Source organism: Paenibacillus sp. ACRRY (assembly GCF_022346995.1).
Classification (GTDB): Bacteria; Bacillota; Bacilli; order Paenibacillales; family Paenibacillaceae; genus Paenibacillus.
Genome location: NZ_JAKRNM010000005.1, coordinates 135,584 through 158,975 on the forward strand (window position 1 = coordinate 135,584; position 23,392 = coordinate 158,975).

General features: G+C 45.4%; 21 protein-coding genes. 16 read left to right on the forward strand and 5 right to left on the reverse strand.

The annotated features are described in order from the left end of the window. Window position 1 precedes the first annotated feature (1 nt). The gene (mnmL, locus tag MH144_RS19035; RefSeq protein ID WP_239302889.1) at window positions 2–955 is read right to left on the reverse strand and encodes a tRNA modification radical SAM protein MnmL/YtqA; all 954 of its coding nucleotides are present in this window, start codon (window positions 953–955) and stop codon (window positions 2–4) included. A 306-nt stretch (window positions 956–1,261) separates the two neighbouring features. Between mnmL and MH144_RS19040 the strand changes: the two genes are divergently transcribed. Then, entirely contained in the window at window positions 1,262–1,462 is a 201-nt protein-coding gene (locus MH144_RS19040) for a hypothetical protein (RefSeq protein ID WP_095288345.1), read from the forward strand. A gap of 151 nt (window positions 1,463–1,613) precedes the next feature. Continuing rightward, window positions 1,614–2,363 (forward strand): tRNA (guanosine(46)-N7)-methyltransferase TrmB, encoded by a 750-nt coding sequence (trmB, locus tag MH144_RS19045; protein ID WP_095359134.1) that lies wholly within the window; start codon window positions 1,614–1,616, stop codon window positions 2,361–2,363. An 86-nt stretch (window positions 2,364–2,449) separates the two neighbouring features. On the opposite strand, the gene MH144_RS19050 is transcribed toward trmB, so the two are convergent. Continuing rightward, window positions 2,450–4,702, reverse strand: a complete 2,253-nt coding sequence (locus tag MH144_RS19050) for an AraC family transcriptional regulator (protein ID WP_239302890.1) — start codon at window positions 4,700–4,702, stop codon at window positions 2,450–2,452. Between the two features lie 402 nt (window positions 4,703–5,104). Between MH144_RS19050 and MH144_RS19055 the strand changes: the two genes are divergently transcribed. The 3 genes from MH144_RS19055 to MH144_RS19065 all read left to right on the forward strand — a co-directional run bounded on the left by MH144_RS19055 (window position 5,105) and on the right by MH144_RS19065 (window position 8,595). Continuing rightward, the gene (locus tag MH144_RS19055) at window positions 5,105–6,010 is read left to right on the forward strand and encodes an ABC transporter permease (RefSeq protein WP_239302891.1); all 906 of its coding nucleotides are present in this window, start codon (window positions 5,105–5,107) and stop codon (window positions 6,008–6,010) included. Window positions 6,011–6,040: 30 nt separating this feature from the next. Continuing rightward, window positions 6,041–6,943: a carbohydrate ABC transporter permease gene (locus MH144_RS19060; RefSeq protein ID WP_239302892.1), complete on the forward strand. Its 903-nt coding sequence runs from the start codon at window positions 6,041–6,043 to the stop codon at window positions 6,941–6,943. Between the two features lie 98 nt (window positions 6,944–7,041). Then, complete coding sequence (locus MH144_RS19065) at window positions 7,042–8,595, forward strand: ABC transporter substrate-binding protein (protein ID WP_481857376.1); 1,554 nt, start codon at window positions 7,042–7,044, stop codon at window positions 8,593–8,595. 107 nt (window positions 8,596–8,702) lie between these two features. Here the strand turns inward: MH144_RS19065 and MH144_RS19070 are convergent, their stop codons facing one another. Both MH144_RS19070 and MH144_RS19075 read right to left on the reverse strand, forming a co-directional pair. Further along, complete coding sequence (locus tag MH144_RS19070) at window positions 8,703–9,851, reverse strand: MGDG synthase family glycosyltransferase (protein ID WP_239302894.1); 1,149 nt, start codon at window positions 9,849–9,851, stop codon at window positions 8,703–8,705. A 50-nt stretch (window positions 9,852–9,901) separates the two neighbouring features. Further along, a complete protein-coding gene (locus MH144_RS19075; protein WP_239302895.1) occupies window positions 9,902–10,429 on the reverse strand; it encodes a phosphatase PAP2 family protein in 528 nt (175 codons plus the stop codon). 700 nt (window positions 10,430–11,129) lie between these two features. Between MH144_RS19075 and MH144_RS19080 the strand changes: the two genes are divergently transcribed. The 9 genes from MH144_RS19080 to MH144_RS19120 all read left to right on the forward strand — a co-directional run bounded on the left by MH144_RS19080 (window position 11,130) and on the right by MH144_RS19120 (window position 19,931). Then, entirely contained in the window at window positions 11,130–12,368 is a 1,239-nt protein-coding gene (locus tag MH144_RS19080) for a glycosyltransferase family 2 protein (protein WP_095288337.1), read from the forward strand. Window positions 12,369–12,677: 309 nt separating this feature from the next. Then, complete coding sequence (infC, locus tag MH144_RS19085; protein ID WP_239302896.1) at window positions 12,678–13,172, forward strand: translation initiation factor IF-3; 495 nt, start codon at window positions 12,678–12,680, stop codon at window positions 13,170–13,172. Between the two features lie 24 nt (window positions 13,173–13,196). Further along, window positions 13,197–13,397, forward strand: a complete 201-nt coding sequence (rpmI, locus tag MH144_RS19090) for a 50S ribosomal protein L35 (RefSeq protein WP_062320217.1) — start codon at window positions 13,197–13,199, stop codon at window positions 13,395–13,397. A gap of 78 nt (window positions 13,398–13,475) precedes the next feature. Further along, the gene (rplT, locus tag MH144_RS19095; RefSeq protein WP_095288335.1) at window positions 13,476–13,835 is read left to right on the forward strand and encodes a 50S ribosomal protein L20; all 360 of its coding nucleotides are present in this window, start codon (window positions 13,476–13,478) and stop codon (window positions 13,833–13,835) included. Between the two features lie 556 nt (window positions 13,836–14,391). After that, the gene (locus MH144_RS19100; RefSeq protein WP_239302897.1) at window positions 14,392–15,432 is read left to right on the forward strand and encodes a BMP family lipoprotein; all 1,041 of its coding nucleotides are present in this window, start codon (window positions 14,392–14,394) and stop codon (window positions 15,430–15,432) included. Between the two features lie 342 nt (window positions 15,433–15,774). Further along, entirely contained in the window at window positions 15,775–17,313 is a 1,539-nt protein-coding gene (locus tag MH144_RS19105) for an ABC transporter ATP-binding protein (protein WP_095288437.1), read from the forward strand. Beyond that, window positions 17,306–18,385, forward strand: coding sequence for an ABC transporter permease (locus tag MH144_RS19110; protein ID WP_239302898.1), 1,080 nt, complete (start codon window positions 17,306–17,308; stop codon window positions 18,383–18,385). Before MH144_RS19105 ends, MH144_RS19110 begins: the two co-directional genes overlap by 8 nt. Beyond that, window positions 18,386–19,348 (forward strand): ABC transporter permease, encoded by a 963-nt coding sequence (locus MH144_RS19115; protein WP_095288332.1) that lies wholly within the window; start codon window positions 18,386–18,388, stop codon window positions 19,346–19,348. Window positions 19,349–19,556: 208 nt separating this feature from the next. Continuing rightward, window positions 19,557–19,931 carry a hypothetical protein gene (locus MH144_RS19120; protein ID WP_239302899.1) on the forward strand — a complete coding sequence of 125 codons (375 nt, stop codon included), beginning with the start codon at window positions 19,557–19,559 and terminating at the stop codon, window positions 19,929–19,931. Between the two features lie 6 nt (window positions 19,932–19,937). Here MH144_RS19120 and MH144_RS19125 read toward each other — a convergent pair whose 3' ends face one another. After that, the gene (locus MH144_RS19125; protein ID WP_481857379.1) at window positions 19,938–20,381 is read right to left on the reverse strand and encodes a GNAT family N-acetyltransferase; all 444 of its coding nucleotides are present in this window, start codon (window positions 20,379–20,381) and stop codon (window positions 19,938–19,940) included. 601 nt (window positions 20,382–20,982) lie between these two features. Here MH144_RS19125 and ilvB point away from each other — a divergent pair. Further along, window positions 20,983–22,734, forward strand: a complete 1,752-nt coding sequence (gene ilvB / locus MH144_RS19130) for a biosynthetic-type acetolactate synthase large subunit (protein WP_110821114.1) — start codon at window positions 20,983–20,985, stop codon at window positions 22,732–22,734. Continuing rightward, complete coding sequence (ilvN, locus tag MH144_RS19135) at window positions 22,731–23,213, forward strand: acetolactate synthase small subunit (RefSeq protein WP_095288328.1); 483 nt, start codon at window positions 22,731–22,733, stop codon at window positions 23,211–23,213. Before ilvB ends, ilvN begins: the two co-directional genes overlap by 4 nt. Window positions 23,214–23,392 lie beyond the last annotated feature (179 nt).

Here is a 23,392-nt window from a genome sequence, read left to right on the forward strand (position 1 = left end):
CTTATGCTCCCCTCCAATATTTACCCTGCCATGAATCACGTAAACGCAATTCGCGGTCAATGGAATTAAGCACTTCCCATTTTTTCATGGACCACATGGGTCCAATCAGCAGATCACGCGGAGCATCTCCAGTGAGGCGGTGCACGATCATCTCCGGTGGAAGCATCTCGAGTGTATCGACAATCAGTTTGATGTACTCGTCTTGTTCCAGGAATCGAAGAAGCCCGGCTTCATACTGTTTGACCATTGGCGTCTTGCGCATGAGGTGCAGGAGATGGATCTTAATGCCTTGCACATCCATATTGGCTACGGCACGTCCGGTATCCAGCATCATTTCATGCGTTTCCTGAGGCAAGCCATATATGATATGTGTACACACGCGTATATTCCGTTTCCGCAGCTTCTCTACCGCTTCTTCATAACATTTGGTGTCATGCGCGCGGTTGATTAGCGTTGAGGTAGACTCGTGGACGGTTTGAAGTCCCATTTCAACCCAGAGATAGGTACGTTCATTCAATTCGGCCAGGTAATCCACAACATCATCAGGCAAGCAATCGGGGCGAGTGGCAATGGAAAGACCGACCACACCAGGCTGCTGTAAAATCACTTCAAAATACTCACGGAGCTCCTCAACAGGAGCATATGTGTTGGTATAAGCCTGAAAATAGCCGATATACTGGGCCGTAGGCCATTTTAGGTGCTGTTTGTCCCGAATCGTATTAAATTGAGTAACCAGATCATCCCGTCTGCTGCCGGCAAAATCTCCTGATCCCCTGGCACTGCAGAAGGTACATCCGCCCTTGGCAATTGAACCGTCACGGTTTGGGCAGGTGAATCCTGCGTCAAGCATAACCTTGAACACTTTATTGTTGAACTCATTTCGCATTTCGTAATTCCAGGTGTGGAATCGTTTATCTCCCCAGGAAAGAGGAGGTTGTATTGCAGGTGCATTCATCTTCAGGGTGCTCCTTTGGGCTGCCGCATTCCCTCTTGGGAGAGACAGATGTTTATCTATTCACGTGATAGAACGGATCTTTAAAATCCGTGTCTCCATGGACTTTAACCATTGTATCAAAAAACGCAAAAAAAGGGGAATTCAAACTCAAAAATAGACTGGTTTATCAAGGTTTTTCGCTTGCTATAGTTTACACCATGTGTTATATTTAACTTAACGTCAGACAGCATCCAATGGGTACTATTCATCATAGCATTTGAATCAAAATTGACGTCATGGACCATACTATACCGTGAGGTGATATGAATGAATTCCCAAGTTAAAAACAATAATCTTCACCATGTTTCAGTAGAACTGACGGCAGAAGAGGCACTGGCTTTGACAGGTGTTCGTTTTAATGGCAATCCGAAAGTGGAAGCGGCTGCAAGACAAAAAGTTCGCACAGCTTTCGAAAAGACATTTGATTTTTCACACCAAGATAAGGTAGACTATGAACTATTAAAGTAGTTGGACCCCAATTCCAAATAAATCGAAGAGGGAATCTTTGAGATTTGCCCCAAGTGGCAGATCCGAAGATTCCTTTTTCATTGCTCTTTACAATTGGCCGGTTCTTCGGCAAAATGAGTCTGAGACAAGTATGGACAAACGGAGGAATAAAATGCGTTTACGTGGCAGAAAAGGGATTCGGGAAAATCTGGAGGAGCAAGTGGACCTTGTTGTTCTGGAACCTAAACAGTACAAGGGAAAATGGTCTGAACTGTTTGGCAACGACCATCCGATCTTTGTTGAATTTGGTATGGGTAAAGGTCAATTTATCAGCCAAATGAGTTATAAATATCCGCAATACAATTTTATCGGCATTGATATGTATGATGAATTGGTGCGCCGGGCTAGTGAGAAGGCCCGTAATGCGTGGAGTGAGGCTGATGTAGAAACTCCGCCCAATGTGAAGCTTGTACTGGCAAACATTGAACAGATCGAGGAAGTGTTCGAAGTGGCTGAACTGGAACGGATCTATCTGAACTTCAGTGACCCATGGCCAAAAGCCAAGCATGCACGCCGTCGTTTGACTCATCCGCGGTTCTTGAAAAAATACACGGAGCTGCTTAACGCCAAGGGCCAAATTCATTTCAAAACCGATTCGGAGACATTGTTCGAGTTCTCGCTCAATGCGATTGCCGACTACGGTCTGCAAATGACCAACCTGTCCCTGAACCTTCACCGTGATGGATTGAATGAAGAGCATGTCATGACGGAATACGAGCAGAAATTCATGGGCAAAGGCATGAACATTCACCGCGTGGAAGTCATTGTGGGCGAAGAGGCGCTGCGTGAGTATCAGCAGATGCGTCTGGACAAGTACAAAGTACGTGAAGCTTCGGATGATTCCGGCGAAGACCAGGAGTAAAATAAATAAGCGGCACATGAAGGTGTGATTCATCACCTCGTGTGTCGCTTTTTTGATTTTTCTTCTTCAAGATTATTAGAAGATTGTTACATTTGCTCGGAGCGCAGTTCCTTGCGACGATAATCATTCGGGGTCACACCATTGAACTTTTTGAACATGCGATAAAAGTAGGAGCTGTTGGTGAATCCCGTCTTCTCTGCAATATCCGCAACGGAATTCTCGGTCTCAATCAGCAGATGCTGGGCTTTGATGATTCGTGTCTCGTTAATCACATCCGTTAGTCCTTTTAACGTGAGTTGTTTATACAACCTGCTGATATAGATGGGTGACATGGTGAGTTCATCAGCAATGGAAGTGAGACAGAGATTGGTGTCCGCATAATCCCGTTCGATAATACCGTTAATTCTGCGTAGGAGCTCTTCATGCCTCAACGTTCGTTTCTCTTCCACTTTTAATCCCAACTCATCGAATAGACGATAGAAATGGGCATGGACTTCACGGAGTTCCTCCGCTTCATGGAGAGGAAGCATCGCAGCGTCCGAGATGGTGCTTAGTGTAAGCTGGTTATTTTTCTTAAGTGTGTTACGTACGTGGTTCAGTGTCATCGTCAGATGGGACAGAGCCAATTGGAATACGGTAAAAGGGTATGCTGCCGTTTCATCCACGATATCTGAATAGATTTGTTTGGCTTCGCATGTTTTGCCTGTCATGAGGCAATCGATGAGCTGCCGCTCTTTACTTGCAGGAAATGCATATTCCTTGTCCTGATACGCCATGATGTCGGTTGTATACAGCAAGCAGCCCGGGCCACTGAATAATCGGTGCAGGGAAGCCTCCGCTGAGTGGGGATAGCCGGCGATCGCATCCTCGAAAGAGTCTTCCTCGGGCCCTACGGTGAACGAAACGGAGCATTTCAGATGCAGCATTACCGCATCCTGCAGCATGCGCAGTAGTTCTTCCATATCCGCTTCTGCAGCCTGTGCGTTTTGCTGATCCGAATTTTTGTGATTGAAAAGAAGACTAATCATGTCCCCACCCATATCGACGGTTTCCGTGTGGTAGCGAAATTCCGCCGATTCCATGCAAATGTTCATCATCGCATATTTTACCAGCTTGATATCGTCCCGGTAGGTTTCGCAAAAATCAGCAAAACGGTCAATACGCAGTAATACCAGCCTGGACGGACGATGAACCTGGACAGACGAACCGTAAAACTTCATGCGCTCTTCCAAAATCCCGCCGGATACTGTCTCACGCCCCTGTAGAGCACCACGCAAAAAATCCTGACGTAAAATGTGCAGACTTCCACGACGCTCGGCTTCCATAACTCGCATTCGAACAATGACTTTATCGATGGGGTGATATAGCTTCCGAGAAACCAGGTATGAGAGCAACAGTCCAGCAATAAGCAAGCCCAGACAAAACAGGACGGTGTGCGTGCGCATGCTGCGTATATCAGCAGTGATCAGATGATCAGGTGTAATTCGTACATATCGCCATCCCAAATTATCAGGTGTGGTATAGGTGATAAGTGATTTTTCCCCGTCAACGTCTGCGGTAAAATAGGCAGATTGCTCCGTATTTTGCAAAATGGGACGCATGAAGGCTTCCTTGGAGAGATCCTGCATTAACGTCCGATCTCCAAAATCGGATAGCAGCTGTCCGTTTTCGTTGATAATAAATGTTTTGCCCGGCTGATCCGCTGCATTGATATTGGGACTTAGCCAATCGTCCTTGATATTGACTACGACTGCGTAGTTTAACTCGGCATTATCGTTGATGGTGTCATAGCAGAGATAGGTGTAACTGTTCACTTCAATGTCTTCTGTAGAACCAACCTGGTAAGTACGCGGAATCGGAACAAAGGGTTTATATTCATGAAATCGCTGGAGGATATCCTTTATGCCTTGATCGTCTAATTCGGCTAGTGTTTGCTGACCATTGCGTGTTTCAGAACTAATAAAGAATTCGTTGCTTTTGGAGTTGTATACATAGATGGATTCGATAAAAGGAAGGGACATGCGGTAATTATCAAGCTGCTCCATGGCCGGAGTGATTTCGTAGATGCTTGGTTTGGAGTAAAGGAGCAGTGCAGAGATGCTGTAGTCCTGATAAATCTGATAAGACAAGGATTTGGCCGTTTCGGTCATTTTGGATACTTCCCGGCTGGTCTGTGTAAGACTGTTCATATCGGTGCGATAGACTTGACGGAGAGCGATGCGATTGTAATTGACGTAGAGAATGGCAGAAGCTACGAGCAGGGTAGCAACGGTACTGACAATGATGCCAATCAGTATTCGAGAAAATACGTTTTGACTGTCCTCTGAACGTTTGCGCATCAATCAGTTCCCCCTGAACATCTGCATTTTGGGTGAGATAACTTCATTTCACAGCGTTACGCTCTGTTTCACAGCAGGCTGCTGTGCATGAGGATAGTCATTCAAATTATATATCATGTATGCGTTTACATCAATATTGTACAAGGTTTAAAAGGTTGTTTCAGTACATATCGTTCAACTTTCGCTGAATTGTTCACTATGCCCAGGTTATGCACGATATCAACATTTGTGAACGTACTGGAGTTCTTTTCAGTGTTGGTTCACATTGTTCATATCAGGTTTGGCAATATCGTTCATTTTCCGGCGCGAAGCTTCAGTATCCGGGAGCGGGAAGGGCGTCTACACTAAAAACAGAGCTCCACGGCGCATCCGCGCTGCAAGAAATCCGGGAGGGATCGAGCCATGCTCAAAGAATTGAACAAAAACAAAATCATGTTCCTGATGCTGCTGCCTACACTGATCTTTTTTCTCATTAACTCGTATTTTCCGATGGTGGGTATCTACTATGCGTTTACCCGGTACGACTTTGAGGGAGGATTATTCGGTAGTCCGTTCGTAGGGCTGGAAAATTTCAAGTTTCTCTGGCAGTCCGGCATGCTGCTGAAACTTACGACCAACACGGTTGGTTATAACTTGGCTTTCATTATACTGGGAAACGGACTCGCCATTTTCTGTGCCATTATGTTAAGTGAAGTCCGTGGGAAGCTCTTTAAGAAAATTACGCAATCCGTGATGTTTCTACCGTATTTCATCTCATTTGTACTATTAAGTGTAATCGCTTACAACATGTTCAACTATGAATCCGGTTTTGTGAACACGGTGCTCAAACGTTTTGAAGCCGGCCCAATTGATATTTATAACACGCCATGGATATGGGTGTTTCTGATCATTATTTTTTACCTATGGAAAAACCTTGGATACAGTATGGTGATCTATCTGGCGGCTATCACCGGGATCAGTGACGAATATTATGAAGCTGCCCGCATTGATGGAGCGAATATTTTTCAACGCATCTGGTATATCACCGTTCCCATGCTGAAACCGACCTTTGTCATTCTGCTTCTGTTCTCTCTGGGGAGCATTATGAAGGGACAATTTGATCTCTTTTATCAACTTATTGGGAATAACGGTGTGCTATATAACGCCACAGACATTATTGATACGTACGTGTATCGTTCTCTGAAAGTGACCTTCGATATCGGGATGGCTACCGCAGCAGGCTTGTACCAGTCGATTTTCGGCTTCATTCTGATCATGACCGTGAACTACATTATCCGGAAAGTGAATGAGGATTACGCTTTGTTCTAAACCGCCCACAGGGCAGAAGGGAGAGCCGCCATGCATACTACCCGTGCCAGAGACTCAGAATTTACCTTGCTGTTTCAGATTATCGCCTATGGCGTCATTCTGGTTTTGTCCATCATGTGTCTGCTGCCTTTTCTTCTGATCTTATCCGGCTCGTTCAGCAGCAATGAATCGATTGTGAGAGACGGATATCATCTCTTTCCAACAGACTTTTCCCTGGAAGGCTATCAAATGGTGTTCAAATTCCCTACTCAGGTGCTGAAAGCTTACGGAGTGACCGTCTTTACAACCGTTGTGGGGACCGCGCTCGGACTATTCCTCATTACAATGGCGGGATTCGTGCTGCAGCGCAAAGATTTTAAATACCGCAATACCTTCTCTTTCTTCATTTACTTCACCACGCTCTTTGGCGGTGGGTTGGTGCCTTGGTACATTATGTTGGCAAATTACTTCAATCTGACGGATACGTATACCGTACTGATTTTCCCTGGATTGATGACGCCATTTCTCATCATTTTGATGAAAAATTTTATCCGTTCTGCTGTTCCGGATGAACTGGTTGAATCCGCCAAAATGGATGGCGCGAATGACTTCCGCATTTACTTCAGCATTGTATTGAAGCTGGCGATGCCCGGGATCGCAACCGTAGGTTTGTTTTTGGCCCTGGGATACTGGAATGACTGGTTTACTTCGTCACTGTTCATTAACAACCCGGATATGTATCAGCTGCAGTTTTACCTGTATAACACGATGAATACGATTACTTTCATCGATCAGATGGCCATAGGTACGGGAATTACGCTCAGCCAGGATGTGCCTACGGAATCAACCAAGATGGCCATGGCGATTGTGGTGACGGGTCCCATTTTGTTCTTGTACCCGTTTGTACAGCGTTATTTTGTCAAAGGTCTTACGATTGGTGCGGTAAAAGGTTAGAACGTGAAAATGCTCGGGGCGCCAGCTGGTTATTCGTTTACTTCTGCATGCGTCCTGGCGGTTTACGCTAACATATAAGGTTTCCTACAAAAGGGAGGATGCGTATGCGCAACAAAATAATTCGGCACCTGTCTCTGGTGCTGGCCCTGATGATGTTTGCCGGGGTATTAGCCGCGTGTAATAACGGATCTGGGGGATCGGCGCAAGGGAGTGAGGAGGGCGCTTCATCTCCAGACAAAGGTGAGAAGGTGACCCTGCAGTTTTACATGCTTGGAGACGCGCCAAAAGACTTGCCTGTTATTGAATCCGAGATTAACAAACTCGCTGAGGCCGATCTGAACGTCAACGTAAAATTTAACTACACTTCCTGGACGGATTGGGATCAAAAATATAAGCTGCTCCTGTCTTCTGGCCAGCCGATTGATCTGATTTTCACTGCGGACTGGACATTCTATCAATCGTATGCCAAAAAAGGAGCATTCTTGCCGCTCGACGAACTGCTGCCGAAGGCTGCACCAACATTGCAATCCCATGTACCTGATGATATGTGGAACGCTGTTAAAATTAATGAAAAAATCTATACTGTACCTTCGACCTGGATCGAGTATGTCACAGAAGGAATTGCTTACCGTGAGGACCTGCGTGAAAAGTATAATTTGCCCAAACCAGAATCCTTGGAGACGCTCGAAGCTTATCTTGAAGGGATCAAAGCCAATGAACCGGGCATGATTCCCATTGCGGACAGTAACTCCAATCACACTCACGGCATCCGTCAGTTAACCTCCAAACTGGTGAATACGGCTGGTCAGCTCCCTTACGGGCTTGATATTATGTACGATTCGCCGTCAAGCATCACGTCCTATTGGGGATCAGCCCAGCATCTGGAGGACCTGAAAACGTACAAACGCTGGATGGATAAAGGATTTTTCCCGAAAAACGTGCTGAATGTGAAGGACACATCGAATTCACTGCTGCAAAATGGCAAAGCTGCTGTTGTTCTATCAGGTGAAAACCCGAACAAATTTAATGCAGATGTCATCAAGGTCCAGTCTACGCATCCTGATTGGAAGCTGGGATACTTCGCTTATCCGAATGCCAAAGGTTTTGCACAACCTGTTCATCCGATTCACAACGGATTCGCTATACCGCGAAGCAGCAAAAATCCGGAAAAGGCACTGGCTTTTTATGAGAAGCTGGTAACTGACAAACGTTACAACTGGCTCACCGAATACGGTGTAGAAGGCAAAAACTTTGAAGTTCAGGATGGCTATTACAAAATGGTGGGCGATGCTCAGACCAATGGATTCCCGCGTGAGGGCATGAACGGCTGGGCTTGGCGGAATCCGGACTTCATGCTCTACGATAAAACGTTCGACGATGTACTCGCCATGTTCGAGGATTTGGACAAAATCAAGAAGCCGGATATCTTTACCGGATTTGCTGAGGATTGGACACCGTTTCAGGCGGAGAAGGCTGCGCTTGAGCAAGTGGAGAAACAGTATCTGTATCCACTGAACGTTGGTTTGGTTGCAGACGTTGAAGCAGGCCTGAACACATTTATGGAAAAAGCTAAGCAGGCAGGACTGGAGAAAATACAAGCCGAGTATACCAAACAATGGCAGGAATATTTGAAATCGGCGGGCATTCAGTAGGTTGGATTTATTTCATTTTTAAAATAGACATGAAAAAGGTGCCTTCAGGTTGAAGGCACCTTTTTTTCTTTGTATAAGTGTATGCGGCTTGTTTATCGAACTTTTGATCATAATCTGGCCTGATCAGCCTGGAATGGCCGAAGGTCCAGAAGATCGATGATGCTTTGAGCACTTTCCATCGGACGATATTTGGCGATCTGTGCCAAATGACGTTTGCGTTTACGGACGATGTCGGGATATTTATGTAACAATTTATTCATCCATTTAACCACGACATCAAGCGAAGTGATCGGTTCGCCCAGTCCTCTAGCGGTAAAATATTGAACGTTCTCTTCCTCCTGGCCCGGAATGGGATTATGGAACAACATCGGAATACCTTTGGCGAGTCCTTCCGTACATGTCATTCCACCAGGCTTGGTTATCAGCAGGTCGGAAACTTCCATTAGCTTATCCACTTCTTTGGTGTATCCGATAATGTGAATATTTTCTTTCCGGTACTCCGGGTTTTGTTCCATGCTGATCCGGATTTTGTCATTGCGTCCGAGACAGAAGATGATCTGAATATCGTTATGCCAGCGAGTCAGAAGCTTATTGACTACTTCATCGCTAAGCATTCCCCAGCCGCCGCCCATGACAAGAACGGTGGGCATATCTTTCAGATTAAACTTGGCACGGATCTCATCACGGCCAGGATGCTCCCAAAAGTTGGGGTGTACCGGGATGCCAGTAACTCGTATTTTGTCTACGGAAACTCCGCGCAGCATTAATTTGGATTTAACCTCATCCGTAGATACCAGATACAAGTCCACCTCGGGACTGATCCAAGTGCCGTGCGCATCGTAATCGGTAATGACCGTGCAGAGCGGTACTTGTACACCGAGGCGCTTTAATCTGGATATGACGGCACTTGGTATGGGATGCGTACATACAATGGCATTTGGACGAAGCTGCCGTACGACACTACGTGTATGTGTGTAAAACAGCTTGTGCAATGCGAGTGTAGTCAATCGGTTCAAAGACTTTTTATATTGATGCCTGTATACGTATCCGACAAGTTTGGGTTGGTTGGTTACCGTTTTTTTGTATGCCGTAATAATAAGTGGTGCGACTCTGGGGTTAAGGAAACTACCCAGTTCGAGCACTTTGGTCTGTACTTCCGGAGAGAGCTTTCTCAAACTGCTGGACAGTGCATAAGCGGCTTGTGTATGACCGGCTCCAAAGCCTTCGGAAAGTAGTAATACTCGTTTTTTCTCCACGCTTGCTTCACCTGTTCCTGCTAGGTTTTCCTTAGTCTAACATATCTGCTTTAGGTCCATAATGCAACTGTCGCTAGTGCGACTAAAGTACCGATTGTGGCACCCGCGAGCACATCCGAAGGATAGTGCAAACCCAAGTAAATTCGGGAGAATCCGACAATCAGTGCAACCGGCAGCAGCGTCACCAGCAAAATAGGTTCCATAGTCATAAACGGAACGGTTACCGAGAAGACAGCGGTTGTATGTCCTGAAGGAAATGAATGGTCCGTCAGGGGATTGCGGAATGTGATCGTTTCCGGCATGGCCAGGTAAGGCCGGATGCGAGGATACAACCTTTTGGCGATTGCTACGGGAATGTGGCTCACAGCCAGAGCGATACATGCCTGTAGGCCTGTCGTACTCCAAGGGGCTGGAGCGAGCAGCCATATCAATAAGGATACGGCAATAGAAAATGTTGCTCCGCCTAGATGGGTGAGATAGTACAGCCAAAAATTCATAAATCGATTATGAAGTCGACCATTAATCCACATAAACACATTGCGATCGTACGCTTGAAACTTAACGAATAAACGGCTCATATTGGCCTCCTGCCAGTCAGGCCGCCCGAATTGGCGGCAGTATTTCCGGTATATTTTCTGTGTCCGGTGTTGTCCTGATTACTATATAACCGTTTTTCGAGAAGTTCAGGTTATTTCAGGTATATGTTTATCATATTTTTAAATGTTGTCCTTTTCAAGAAGAAGACATGTGAACAACGTAAAATTCATGTTAAAGAGTGGTTAATCATCCAACTTAACTTTTTGACTCGGACGAGCTAAAAAAGATACAATGATTCAACATGGCTGAAATGAGGTTAAAAAAATGTGAGTTTTATATTGAACTTTTTGGTGTCCGTTTGCGTTATTTTTTGTATAGCCTCTGGTTGGACAGTACTGGGTAATGAAAAAAGCAGGGACTTTAGAAATAAAAATCAAGCAAACGGCTGAAAATAAGATATAACAGGCATGAATGCGAGGGCGCAGTATCACGAACTGCCAAATCAGCGTTTAATGTTCACATTTCTGCTTTAGGAAGTGAAATTGCGGTTTTGACAAATAGCTGAAAAGCATCCAAAATCGATAAAGCAGCCAAATTGGAAGCAACCATGCTTGAAATACTTGCGTAGTAAACAAAAGACCAGGGTCATATTCTGCACATTACAAAAAAACAAAGATGCAGAATCAGGTAGAGAAACGCTAAAGTAAACAGGGTTTGAAAAAAAGGGGGTAACAGAGAACGATGTTGGACGCTATATTCGTCACGATGCAGGTCATACTGGCACTGCTAGCCGTGTACCAATTCACGTTTTCGCTGTTCGGTCTGTATAAGAAAAAGAAAAAGAAACATTATCCTGCCACAAAATCTTTCGCTGTACTCGTTGCAGCACACAATGAAGAGCAGGTCATCGGTGCGTTGATGGAGAACCTGAAACAACTCGATTATCCGGAAGATCTGTACGATGTATTCGTTATCTGTGATAACTGTACGGATGGTACGGCTCAAATCGTCAGAGATCATGGCTTGAATGCATGTGTGCGTACAAACGCTGATCTCAGAGGTAAAGGTTATGCTATTGAGTGGATGCTCAAATATCTGTGGAAATTGCCGCGTCAGTATGACGCCGTTGTTATGTTTGATGCTGATAACCTGGTTGATCGCAATTTCTTGCTTGAGATGAATAACGACTTGTGCAACGGATCGCGTGTTATTCAAGGTTATATCGATACGAAAAATCCGGAAGATTCCTGGATTACTGCAGCTTACGGGGTATCGTACTGGTACATTAACCGTTTGTGGCAGTTGTCCCGTCACAACCTCAACATGGCCAACTTCCTTGGCGGTACAGGTATGTGCTTTGAAACGAATTTGCTGAAGGAAATTGGCTGGGGTGCGACTAGCTTGGTCGAGGACTTGGAGTTTACGATGCGCAGTGTGCAGCGTAACGTGTATCCCGTGTTTAACTATGATGCAAAAGTATTTGATGAGAAGCCTCTGACATTCAAAGCTTCAGCAAGACAACGTCTGCGCTGGATGCAAGGTCACTTTACGGTAGCGCGGAGATATTTCTTCCCACTGTTGTGGCAAAGTATTAAGGAAAGAAGCTTGGTCAAGTTCGACCTTGCCGTATATGGTGCCAACGTATACGTTGTATTACTGACATTCCTGATGACAGCTGTTATGTGGGTGGATACAGCCGTATTCAGCGGACCGCATATTGCCAACATCTACGGATACTTCCCATTATGGGTAGGCTTCGTGGCCATTGGTTTGAACATTCTGACATTCCTTTTGTCGATGGCACTGGAGAAGGTTACTTTTGCGAAAGTGTATCTGTATCTGATTGTATTCCCGATCTATCTGCTATCGTGGTATCCGATTACGTTCTACGCGTTCTTTACGCAGAACAACAAACAATGGAGCCATACCCAGCATACACGTGTTGTACGTTTGGATGAGGTGCAGAGCAAGCAAGGGTAAGAGTGTTTCTGGCTAAGCAGGCCATGTATTTAATAAAAATGTTTCAAAGGTGTTGACTATAGCCGAACATGATGTTATAGTATTCAAGTGCGTTAAATGAATAGCAATGGAATCACAAGCAGAAGTCCGACTTCTCACCTGACCAACATTAACGTTGGCTGGTCAACGATCCCAATAATTTATGAAGTGTATACTCATGAAGAATTGTGTTGATTACAGGGATGTCGGTAGCTTGACCGGCATCCCTTTTATTTTTGTTTAACAGTATTCAAAATGACCTGGAGGTGGACGGTTATTAGTAAAGATCACATGATTAATGATGAGATTCGGGCGAAGGAAGTGCGCCTTGTCGGAGCTGAAGGAGAACAAATTGGGATCAAGCCCATTCGGGAAGCACTGCAAATGGCGATTGATCTGAACTTGGATCTGGTCAATGTGGCACCACAGGCTAAACCGCCGGTATGCCGCATCATGGACTATGGCAAGTTCCGCTATGAGCAACAAAAGAAAGACAAAGAAGCCCGTAAGAACCAGAAAATTGTTGACATTAAAGAAGTATGGTTCCGTTCCAATATTGAGGAGCACGATTATCAAACGAAGCTTCGTAATGTAATTAAGTTTTTGAAAGAAGGCGACAAGGTTAAATGTTCTGTTCGTTATCGCGGACGTGAAATTGCCCATGCCGCCATTGGTCAACGGATTCTGGAGCGCGTTAAGGTGGAAGTGGCAGAACTGTGCACCATCGAACGCCAACCAAAATTGGAAGGCCGCAGTATGATCATGATTCTGGCTCCTAAAGCCTGATAACATTGGAGGAGGAAACACAAAATGCCTAAAATGAAAACACACAGCAGTTTGAAAGGACGCTTCAAAATTACCGGTTCCGGTAAAGTCCTTCGTTACAAAGCACACAAAAACCACTTGCTTTCCCACAAATCAAAACGTGCTAAGCGCGTTCTGAACGGCAACCCAGTAATGGCAGCCGGGGACGTAAGACGTTTGAAACAAGGTTTGGCTAACTTAAAATAGTACATCCGTATGGGGGATCGGCTTAGGCCGTACACATACCACGGATACATTTAATATTTATTTGGGAGGTTCTTTAATATGGCAAGAGTAAAAGGCGGTTTTGTAGTACGTCGTCGTCATAAAAAGGTTTTGAAACTGGCAAGAGGTTATTTCGGTTCCAAACACCGCATTTTTAAAACAGCTAACGAGCAAGTAATGAAATCCCTGGTTTACGCATACCGTGACCGTCGCAACACGAAACGTAACTTCCGCAGACTGTGGATCGTTCGTATTAACGCAGCAGCACGTCAAAACGGTTTGTCTTACAACAAACTGATCCATGGATTGAAACTTGCTGGAGTGGACATGAACCGCAAGATGTTGGCTGATCTGGCCGTTAACGACATCAATGCGTTCAACTCTTTGGCTACTGTAGCTAAAGGCAAAATCAACGCTTAAATTGTAACATGCAAGCCGCCGTACCTTATGGCGGCTTTTTTCACGCCAGAAAGCGTCGGACGAATACACCGAGGTCCGGGAGGACAAACTTAGATTGGATGCGGTTGACAGCTATCAGGCCTTTGGCAGATACATAAAAACCGAACGTTCATATAATGCAAACTTAAACTAGGAGTTACTGGCTAATGGTGATAATGATGGTATATTTTTGTTATATAACATTACATCGTTGTAACGTTAGTGTGTTAAACCGCTAAAATTTTAAGCGTTTTCAACAATAAAAGTCTAAAAATATGTGATTTTTAGTCATGAAACATCTGGATTTTAACACTGGTTGAATGTATAATCACCTCTAGTAGGCTAGTCCTAAACTTTTCTCTCCTAGTCATAATGTTCGGTTTTTCGGCAGATGATCCGGTAAAGATAAGGTGTAAAGGGGCTCTTTATGTCGAAGAAACCATACATTCCGCATAAAAGTCATATCAGACATCTGTTCATCGTTCAATATCGACCTGGGTAGGAATTAGGTATATATCATTAAGGGGGAACAAGAGAAATGAAAAAGATGCTCAGCTTGTCTTTGGTCATGTTGCTGGCAGTATCGGTAATGCTCGCAGGTTGCGGAAGCAAACCGAAGGAAGAAACAAATGCCGGAGGAACAACAGGTGGCGAATCCACTGAAGCGAAATCCGATTTGCAGATCGGTATGGTTACTGACGTAGGTGGCGTTAACGACAAATCCTTTAACCAATCCGCTTGGGAAGCCCTGCAAGCAACTGAAACTGAAACAGGTACGGCTGTTAAATACCTGCAAAGTAAATCCGATGAAGAGTACATTCCTAACCTGAACGAATTCGTTAAAGGTGGATATGATCTGACTTGGGGTATCGGTTTCCAATTGGCTGACGCAATCAAAACGGTTGCTGACCAAAACCCTGAATCCAAACTGGCGATCATCGACAGTGTTGTAGATTCTCCTAACGTTAAATCCGTAACATTTGCTGAAGAGCAAGGTTCCTTCCTGGTTGGCGTTGTTGCCGGTCTGACTACAAAAACGAACAAAATCGGTTTTGTTGGCGGTATGGACAGCCCACTGATCAAGAAATTTGAAGTTGGTTTCAGAGAAGGGGTTAAAGCAGTTAACCCTGATGCAGAATTGATCTCCAACTATACAGGCGCATTTGACAAACCAGACCTTGGTAAAGCAGCAGCAGCTACAATCTACAACCAAGGCGCGGATATCATTTTCCACTCTTCCGGTGCTACAGGTAACGGTGTGTTCAACGAAGCAATTGCCCGTAAAAAACAAGGACAAGATGTTTGGGTAATCGGTGTGGATAAAGACCAATCTTTGGAGTTTGGTGACGATGTTACTCTGACTTCCATGATCAAAAAAGTTGACGAAGCAGTTAAGAAAGTAAACCAAGAAGTTATTGACGGCACATTTGCTGGCGGTTCCGAAAACCTGACTCTGAAAGAGAACGGTGTAGGTATTGCTGATACTTCTACAAAAAATGTTTCTGCTGACATCCTTGCTAAAGTCGACGAATACAAAGAAAAAATCATCAACGGCGAAATCAAAGTACCTACAGAGTAATTGCTTCGCCTGCGAATTGAATAATCACAAGGCCGGTCTTGACCGGCCTTATGATTGTCAGGACAGGAAAATTTGCTCACGCCATCATAACATTTGTACCTAGTTAATAAGGTGCTGCTGGAAACCTTCCAAATGCAGAATCAATGTTTTAGCAATAACGCTCCGGAAGGAGCTTTTCTTAAGATTATGGAATGTATACATTTCAGCTGTGCTGGATGGATTCGATAATCTCAAGAAAAGAAAAATGACCGCAACAAAGCGGTTTTTTTCCTTGAACATACGTCGATAGACGTTTTTCTTACGTTTGCGGAACCACACTATATCAGTTATAAGGGTGATTACATGGGTGCAGCAACCCCCGTCGTTGAGTTAAAACAAATCACGAAGCGTTTTCCAGGCATTGTTGCCAACGACGCCATCAGCCTTCAGCTTCGTAAAGGCGAGATTCATGCTTTACTGGGCGAAAACGGCGCTGGTAAATCAACGTTGATGAATATTGTATTTGGTCTCTATCAGCCAGATGAAGGTTCCATTGAAGTGAATGGCAAGCCTGTCATGATCGATAGCCCGAACAAAGCAATCGAGCTTGGGATCGGCATGGTGCATCAGCACTTTAAGCTTGTTCAGCCGTTCACGGTAACAGAGAACATTATTTTGGGATCTGAACCAACGAAGGGTCTCAATATTAACTATAAAAAAGCGGCTGCCGAAGTGCAGCGTTTGTCCGAGCAATACGGACTCAAAGTAAATCCACATGCCAAAATCCATGATATTTCAGTTGGTATGCAGCAGCGCGTTGAAATCGTAAAAACATTGTACCGCGGCGCTGATATTCTGATCTTTGATGAACCAACAGCTGTTCTGACTCCTCAGGAGATCAAAGAACTGATGGTCATCATGAAAAAACTCGTGGCAGAAGGCAAATCGATTATCCTGATTACACATAAGTTAAAAGAAATTATGGAGATCTCGGATACGGTCACCATTATTCGACGCGGGAAAGTAATCGACTCTGTCAAGACATCTGAAACCAATCCCAATGAGCTTGCCGAAAAAATGGTTGGTCGTAATGTCACGTTTAAAGTGGATAAAATACCCGCAACGCCTGGAGCCAATGTCCTTGAAGTCAGCAAACTGACTGCCAAGAACAAAGAGGGGATTTCTGTTCTGAATGAACTGAACTTGAATGTTCGTGCTGGAGAAATTCTGGGTATTGCAGGTGTAGATGGCAATGGACAGAGCGAATTGATTGAAGCTCTGACGGGATTGCGCAAAGTGGATAGCGGATCGATCCGTTTGCAAGGAAAAGAATTATCCAACCACTCACCGCGTCATATTTCGGAATCGGGAGTAGGTCATATTCCGGAAGACCGACATAAGCACGGATTGGTTTTGGATTTCTCGGTCAGTGAAAATATTGTTCTGGAATCTTACTACAAGTCTCCTTACACGCGCAGAGGATTTCTTAATTTCGATGCGATCAAAAAGCAGGCCAAACGTCTTGTTGAGGCGTTTGACGTGCGGACACCGAGCATTGAAACCAAAGCACGGTCTCTTTCTGGGGGTAACCAGCAAAAGGCGATCATTGCACGGGAAGTCGATAAGAACCCGGAACTGCTTATCGCAGCACAGCCAACACGTGGCTTGGACGTAGGTGCTATTGAGTTTGTCCAGAAACAGTTGATTGCTCAGCGTGACCAAGGAAAAGCGGTATTGCTGATTTCCTTCGAGCTCGATGAAATTATCAACGTTTCGGACCGCATTGCTGTCATTTATGAGGGCCAAATTGTCGGTGAGGTCCTGCCGGAAGAAACGAATGACAGGGAGCTCGGCTTGATGATGGCGGGCAGCACCCAAAAGAGAGGTACTGTACATGAGTAAAGTATTGAAATGGTTTACCCGTGATTCCTTTATCCTGCCTATCGTTGCAATCCTCATGGGGTTAATTCTGGGCGGTATCGTTATGCTTATTGGAGGATACAACCCAATTGAGGCATATGGCGCATTGTTTAAAAAAGTCTTTGGTGACATGTACAACTTCGGTGAAGCTGTACGTGAGATGACGCCTTTGATCATGACAGGCCTCGCGTTTGCGTTTGCGTCTCGTGCGGGACTGTTTAATATCGGTGGAGAAGGACAATTTCTCGTCGGTATGACAGCAGCCACATTTGTGGGGGTTAAGTTTGCTGGTCTGCCAATTTACATTCATGCTCCACTGGCGTTGATTGCCGGTGCAGTATTCGGTGGTCTGTGGGCAGCCATTGCCGGTTACCTGAAGGCCGCTCGCGGAGTGAACGAAGTAATCAGCAGTATCATGCTGAACTGGATCGGTCTGTATTTGGCCAATCTGATTGTACGGCAGTTTTTGCTGCTTCAAGGGGAAAACCGTTCGGTAGATATTAGTGAGTCAGCTTCAATCAGCTTGACTTGGTTGTCTGAACTAATGGGCAACTCCCGTGTTCACATGGGCACATTGATCGCTTTGGTTATGGCTGTTCTCTTTTATATTTATATGTGGAAAACCAAGCAAGGGTATGAAATCCGCGCTGTAGGTCACAACCCGAATGCGGCTGAATATGCAGGTATGCATGTTAATCGCAATATCGTAAAAGCCATGTTTATCAGTGGTATGCTTGCGGGTCTTGGTGGAGCTTTCCAGGTACTTGGTGTATTCCAGTATCAGACAGTCATGTCGGGATCTCCAGGAACAGGTTTTGACGGCATTGCCGTTGCCTTGATTGGTTTGAACCATCCGTTTGGTGTGCTCCTGGGGGCGTTGTTGTTCGGTACGCTTACCTATGGATCTGCTGGTATGAGCTTTGCTGCGGATGTACCGCCAGAGATTATTCGGATTGTAATCGGTTCGATTATCTTCTTCATTGCGGCACAAGGCATCGTGCGCTGGGTTCTTAAACCGTTCTACTCCAAGCGCAAGAAAGAGAAGGTGTTGTAGATGGACTTGTTGACAATTGGGCAAATTATCAATACGACGCTTGTCTTTGCTACGGCATTGATTTTTGCTTCCCTTGGCGGGATATTCTCTGAAAAATCCGGTGTAACCAACCTGGGACTTGAAGGTTTTATGGTCTTTGGTGCGTTTGCTGCCGGAATTGGGGCTCACTATGCCCAAGAAGCTGGAATGGGTGGTACAACGTCCGCCTGGATGGGTGTTTTGGTTGCCGTAGCATTGGGCGTACTCGTATCTCTTATTCACGCTGTTGCATCGATTACGTTCAAGGCGGACCAGATTATTAGTGGTATCGTTATCAACTTCCTGGCAGCAGGAAGTACTCTATATTTGGTTAAATTGTTGTTTGAAGGATCAGGGGACTCACCTTTGGTGCAGGGCTTCAGCAAATTTGATGTGCCACTTCTCAAGGATATTCCTTTGCTTGGGGAAGCGTTGTTCAAGAATGTTTACCCAACAACATATCTGGCGATCATTCTTGTATTCCTGACGTATTACATTCTCTTCAAGACGCCATTCGGCCTTCGTTTGCGCTCTGTGGGTGAACACCCGAGCGCGGCTGATACTGTAGGTGTCAAAGTTCGTCGCTATCGTTATGTTGGCGTAATGATCAGTGGTGCACTGGCTGCAATCGGTGGTGCTGCTATCACACTGACAACAACAGGCACATTCTCGCACAATACGGTTTCCGGTCAAGGATACATTGCTATCGCAGCGATGATTTTTGGTAAATGGAATCCAATCGGAGCATTTGGTGCTGCTGTATTTTTCGGGTTCTCACAAGCAATTCGAAACTATGTGCAGCTGTTTGAATGGTCTCAAAGTATTCCCCAGGAAATTATTTATATGCTGCCATACCTGCTCACGATTATTGTTCTTATCGCGGCAGTCGGACGTTCGTCAGCTCCGTCTGCACTCGGTGAACCGTATGATCCGGGGAAAAGGTAGATGTAAGCAATTCATTAAACAATATTATGAGTTTTATCAGAAAATGGGTCCGCTTCGTGCGGGCTCTTTTTTGTTATACAAATAGCAATTCACACGTTTCCATCGTGTCAGGGTAGAGACCCATATTTTCAAGTAGGGACAAAGAAACAGGCGAAGCAAGTGATGGACGAATACACTGTTTTGAATGATCCGAGGAGGAGGGGAAAGTATGAAACAACATGTTACGCGTCGTGAAGCGTTGAAATTCGTAGGCAAAAATATCGTTGCGGTGAAAAAAGACGGCACTCGGGTTACGGGGAAGCTGTTGAAAGTATCGGGCAATAAATTAGTGCTAAAGCGCATGAATGGCAAAAAAGTACGCACAAAAGCCATTCTTCCACTGGTTCTGTTTGATTTGCTTGCAATCGCCACATTACCTTACGCTTACGGCCCGGGACCTGGCTTTGGAGGTCCTGGTTTTGGAGGCCCTGGATATGGACCAGGCTACGGACCTGGACCAAAACCCGGCCCCGGATATGGTCCAGGCTTTGGTCCGGGCCCCGGATTCGGACCGTACGGGCCGCGTCCACCAGGATTATTCTAGGAGAACCTAAATGTTCTTTTCCATTTCGTAACAGCGGCTTATCATAATATAACGAACGGTGCTATATCCATTTTTTTGATAAAACTGCAGCCCTTTTGTATTGCCTTCGTCGACCATCACTTTGGATCTTTTGCAGCCTCGCGATGCGGCAAAATTTTCGGCTTTTTGCAGCAAAGTCTGACCATACCTTTTGCGCTGTTCCTTTGTAGCAACTGCCATCATATCGACATATAACAACTCGCCGTGCATAAGAAAATGTATAAATGCGACAGCTTCTTTGTTCGGGTCAGGTGAGACAACGAAGGTCATGCCCCTGTTCATACGCAGGGGTATGTCTTTGCGTATTTTGTTGATTTCATTGGTGCTCATATGGGATAGAGGAACAAGTTGCGAGTCAATTAAACTCATGATGGCGCCATCATCCAGCCTCGAATTGCGTTGCCGAATCACCATGCGGATCCTCCTTTCAAGACCAGTCGTGCTGCTCGTATATCCTATGCCTGGAGCAAGATAAAAGGTGACTGAATGAAGTGAAGGGAATAGGGTAACGTTAAGAATCGTAGTAGCGTGATACAGGGCGTTTAAAATTTTTATCCAAATCAGGTATTGACTTATCGGTTGGAGGAATCATATAATGTTCCTAACATTTAACGAGAATATTTAATCGGCTATGAAGAGGACGAAGTTTTAAGGGCTCTTTTGCTCAGAGAGTGGCTGGATCTGCTGAAACCACCACCATAATCCCTTATATACGAGCTCACCTCGGAGCTGTTTTCCTGAAAAGCATTGGATGTCACTCCACTCGCGTATTAGGGAAAATCGTATGTCTGCGTTACAGACAACAGGTATGGAAGACGGCTATGTCCGTTTGACCTATCGTTTTTTGTACCTGGTAAGGTCCGTTATTGCGAAATTTCGGACAAAGTTGGGTGGTACCACGGAAGCAACAACCTTTCGTCCCTCGCAAGCATTAATTTGTTTGCAGGGATGAAAGGTTTTTTTTGTAACTTCAAATGTCAGAATGATGTAAATTCCGAGAGGAGGATGACTGATGGGAGCTCAAATTCCAGAAGTACGATCAACAGATGAATTACGTGAAAAATGGATGAAGCCGGAGGTCATTAGCGGTTCTGAGATTCTGCTAAGAAGCTTGTTGCTGGAAGGTGTCGAGTGCGTATTCGGTTATCCGGGCGGAGCGGTGTTGTACATTTACGACGCCATGTACGGTTTCGAGGACTTCAAGCATGTACTGACTCGGCATGAACAAGGTGCGATTCACGCAGCAGACGGATATGCACGTGCGAGCGGCAAAGTTGGTGTTTGTATCGCAACATCCGGTCCGGGAGCAACGAATCTTGTAACCGGAATTGCAACGGCATATATGGATTCCGTACCGCTCGTTGTCATTACGGGGAACGTCATTTCCAGCCTGATTGGTTCGGATGCTTTCCAGGAAGCGGATATCACGGGTATTACAATGCCAATTACCAAACACAGCTATCTGGTAAAAGACGTTAAAGATCTGCCGCGTGTCATTCATGAGGCATTCCATATTGCCAATACAGGACGTAAAGGTCCGGTGTTAATCGACATTCCGAAGGATGTTTCTGCCAACAAAACCTTGTTTGAACCAAGTACTGAACCAGTGACACTGAGAGGCTATAACCCTCGGACGGTGCCAAACAAGCTTCAGGTTGATCGTTTGGCTCAGGCCATTCAGGAAGCAGAGCGTCCGATGATTCTTGCAGGTGGCGGGGTCGTTTACTCCGGTGGACACGAAGCACTGTTCGAATTTGTTGAGAAAACAGGCATCCCAATTACAACGACTCTTCTTGGACTTGGTGCTTTCCCAAGTGGACACGAACTTTGGACCGGAATGCCGGGTATGCACGGAACATACACGTCCAACCAGGCGATTCAACAATCGGATCTGCTGATCAACATCGGAGCTCGCTTTGATGACCGGGTTACAGGTAAACTGGACGGTTTTGCACCACATGCCAAAATTGTACACATCGACATTGACCCAGCGGAAATTGGCAAAAACATCGCGACGGATATCCCGATTGTTGGCGATGTGAAGACGGTACTCGAAATAGCCAACAAGGAAGTGCAGCGTGCCGAACGTGCGGATGCCTGGAGAGACCAGATCAAGCAATGGAAGCAAGAGAAACCTTACAGCTACACGGATTCCGAAGATGAGTTGAAACCACAATGGGTCGTTGAGTTGTTGAATGATACAACCAAAGGTGAGGCGATCGTGACTACCGACGTTGGTCAGCATCAGATGTGGGCGGCGCAATACTACAAGTTCAATCAACCTCGCTCATGGGTAACTTCCGGCGGACTCGGAACAATGGGCTTTGGATTCCCTTCGGCAATCGGAGCACAGATGGCGAATCCGGACAGACTGGTCATCTCCATTAATGGTGATGGCGGAATGCAAATGTGTTCACAAGAACTGGCAATCTGCGCGATCAATAATATCCCAGTCAAGATTGTCATCATTAACAACCAGGTGCTTGGAATGGTTCGCCAGTGGCAGGAAATCATTTACGAGAACCGTTACAGTCACATCGATCTGGCGGGAAGCCCGGATTTTGTAAAACTGGCTGAGGCATATGGTGTAAAAGGACTGCGTGCCACGAACAAGGAAGAAGCTGAACGGGCATGGCAGGAAGCACTGGATACACCTGGACCGGTCGTTGTAGAATTTGTTGTTCGCAAAGAAGAAAATGTATATCCAATGGTTCCGCAAGGAGCAACAATTGATCAAATGCTGATGGGGGATGCTGAGGAATGATTAGACATACGATTTCGATTTTGGTCAACGATCAGCCTGGCGTCCTGCAGCGGGTATCGGGGTTGTTCGGTCGACGTGGATTCAACATTGAGAGCATTACGGTAGGTCAGTCGGAAGAAGCGGGCTTGTCCCGTATGGTCATTGTCACGATTGGTGATGACAAAACGCTGGAGCAGATTGAGAAACAGCTCTATAAGATCATTGACGTAATCAAAGTGGTGGATTTCAGCCTCAAGCCGATGGTTGCCCGTGAACTCGCTTTGATTAAAGTAAAAGCAGAACCTTCCGAGCGCCCTGAAATCATGGGAGTGGTTGAAACGTTCCGCGCGTCGGTTGTGGATATTGGTCCAAGCAGTCTGATGGTTCAGGTTGTTGGAGATACCGACAAAATCGACGCCATGATTGAGCTTCTTAAGCCGTATGGTATTCGCGAACTCTCGCGGACTGGAGTAACTGCACTGGTACGTGGAAACGTATAATTGCCAATAGATCTAATTCTATGGTCTAATATGCATATCGGGTAAGCAACGAAGGATACGAGAAGAAGCAGTATTACAGACTGCAGGTGATCCTTGAATGACATCGTGATCCTGCATCTGCTGCAATTCAACATTTTAGTGATGTAACGCTTGAAAAGAGAGCTACACACCCGCATTAA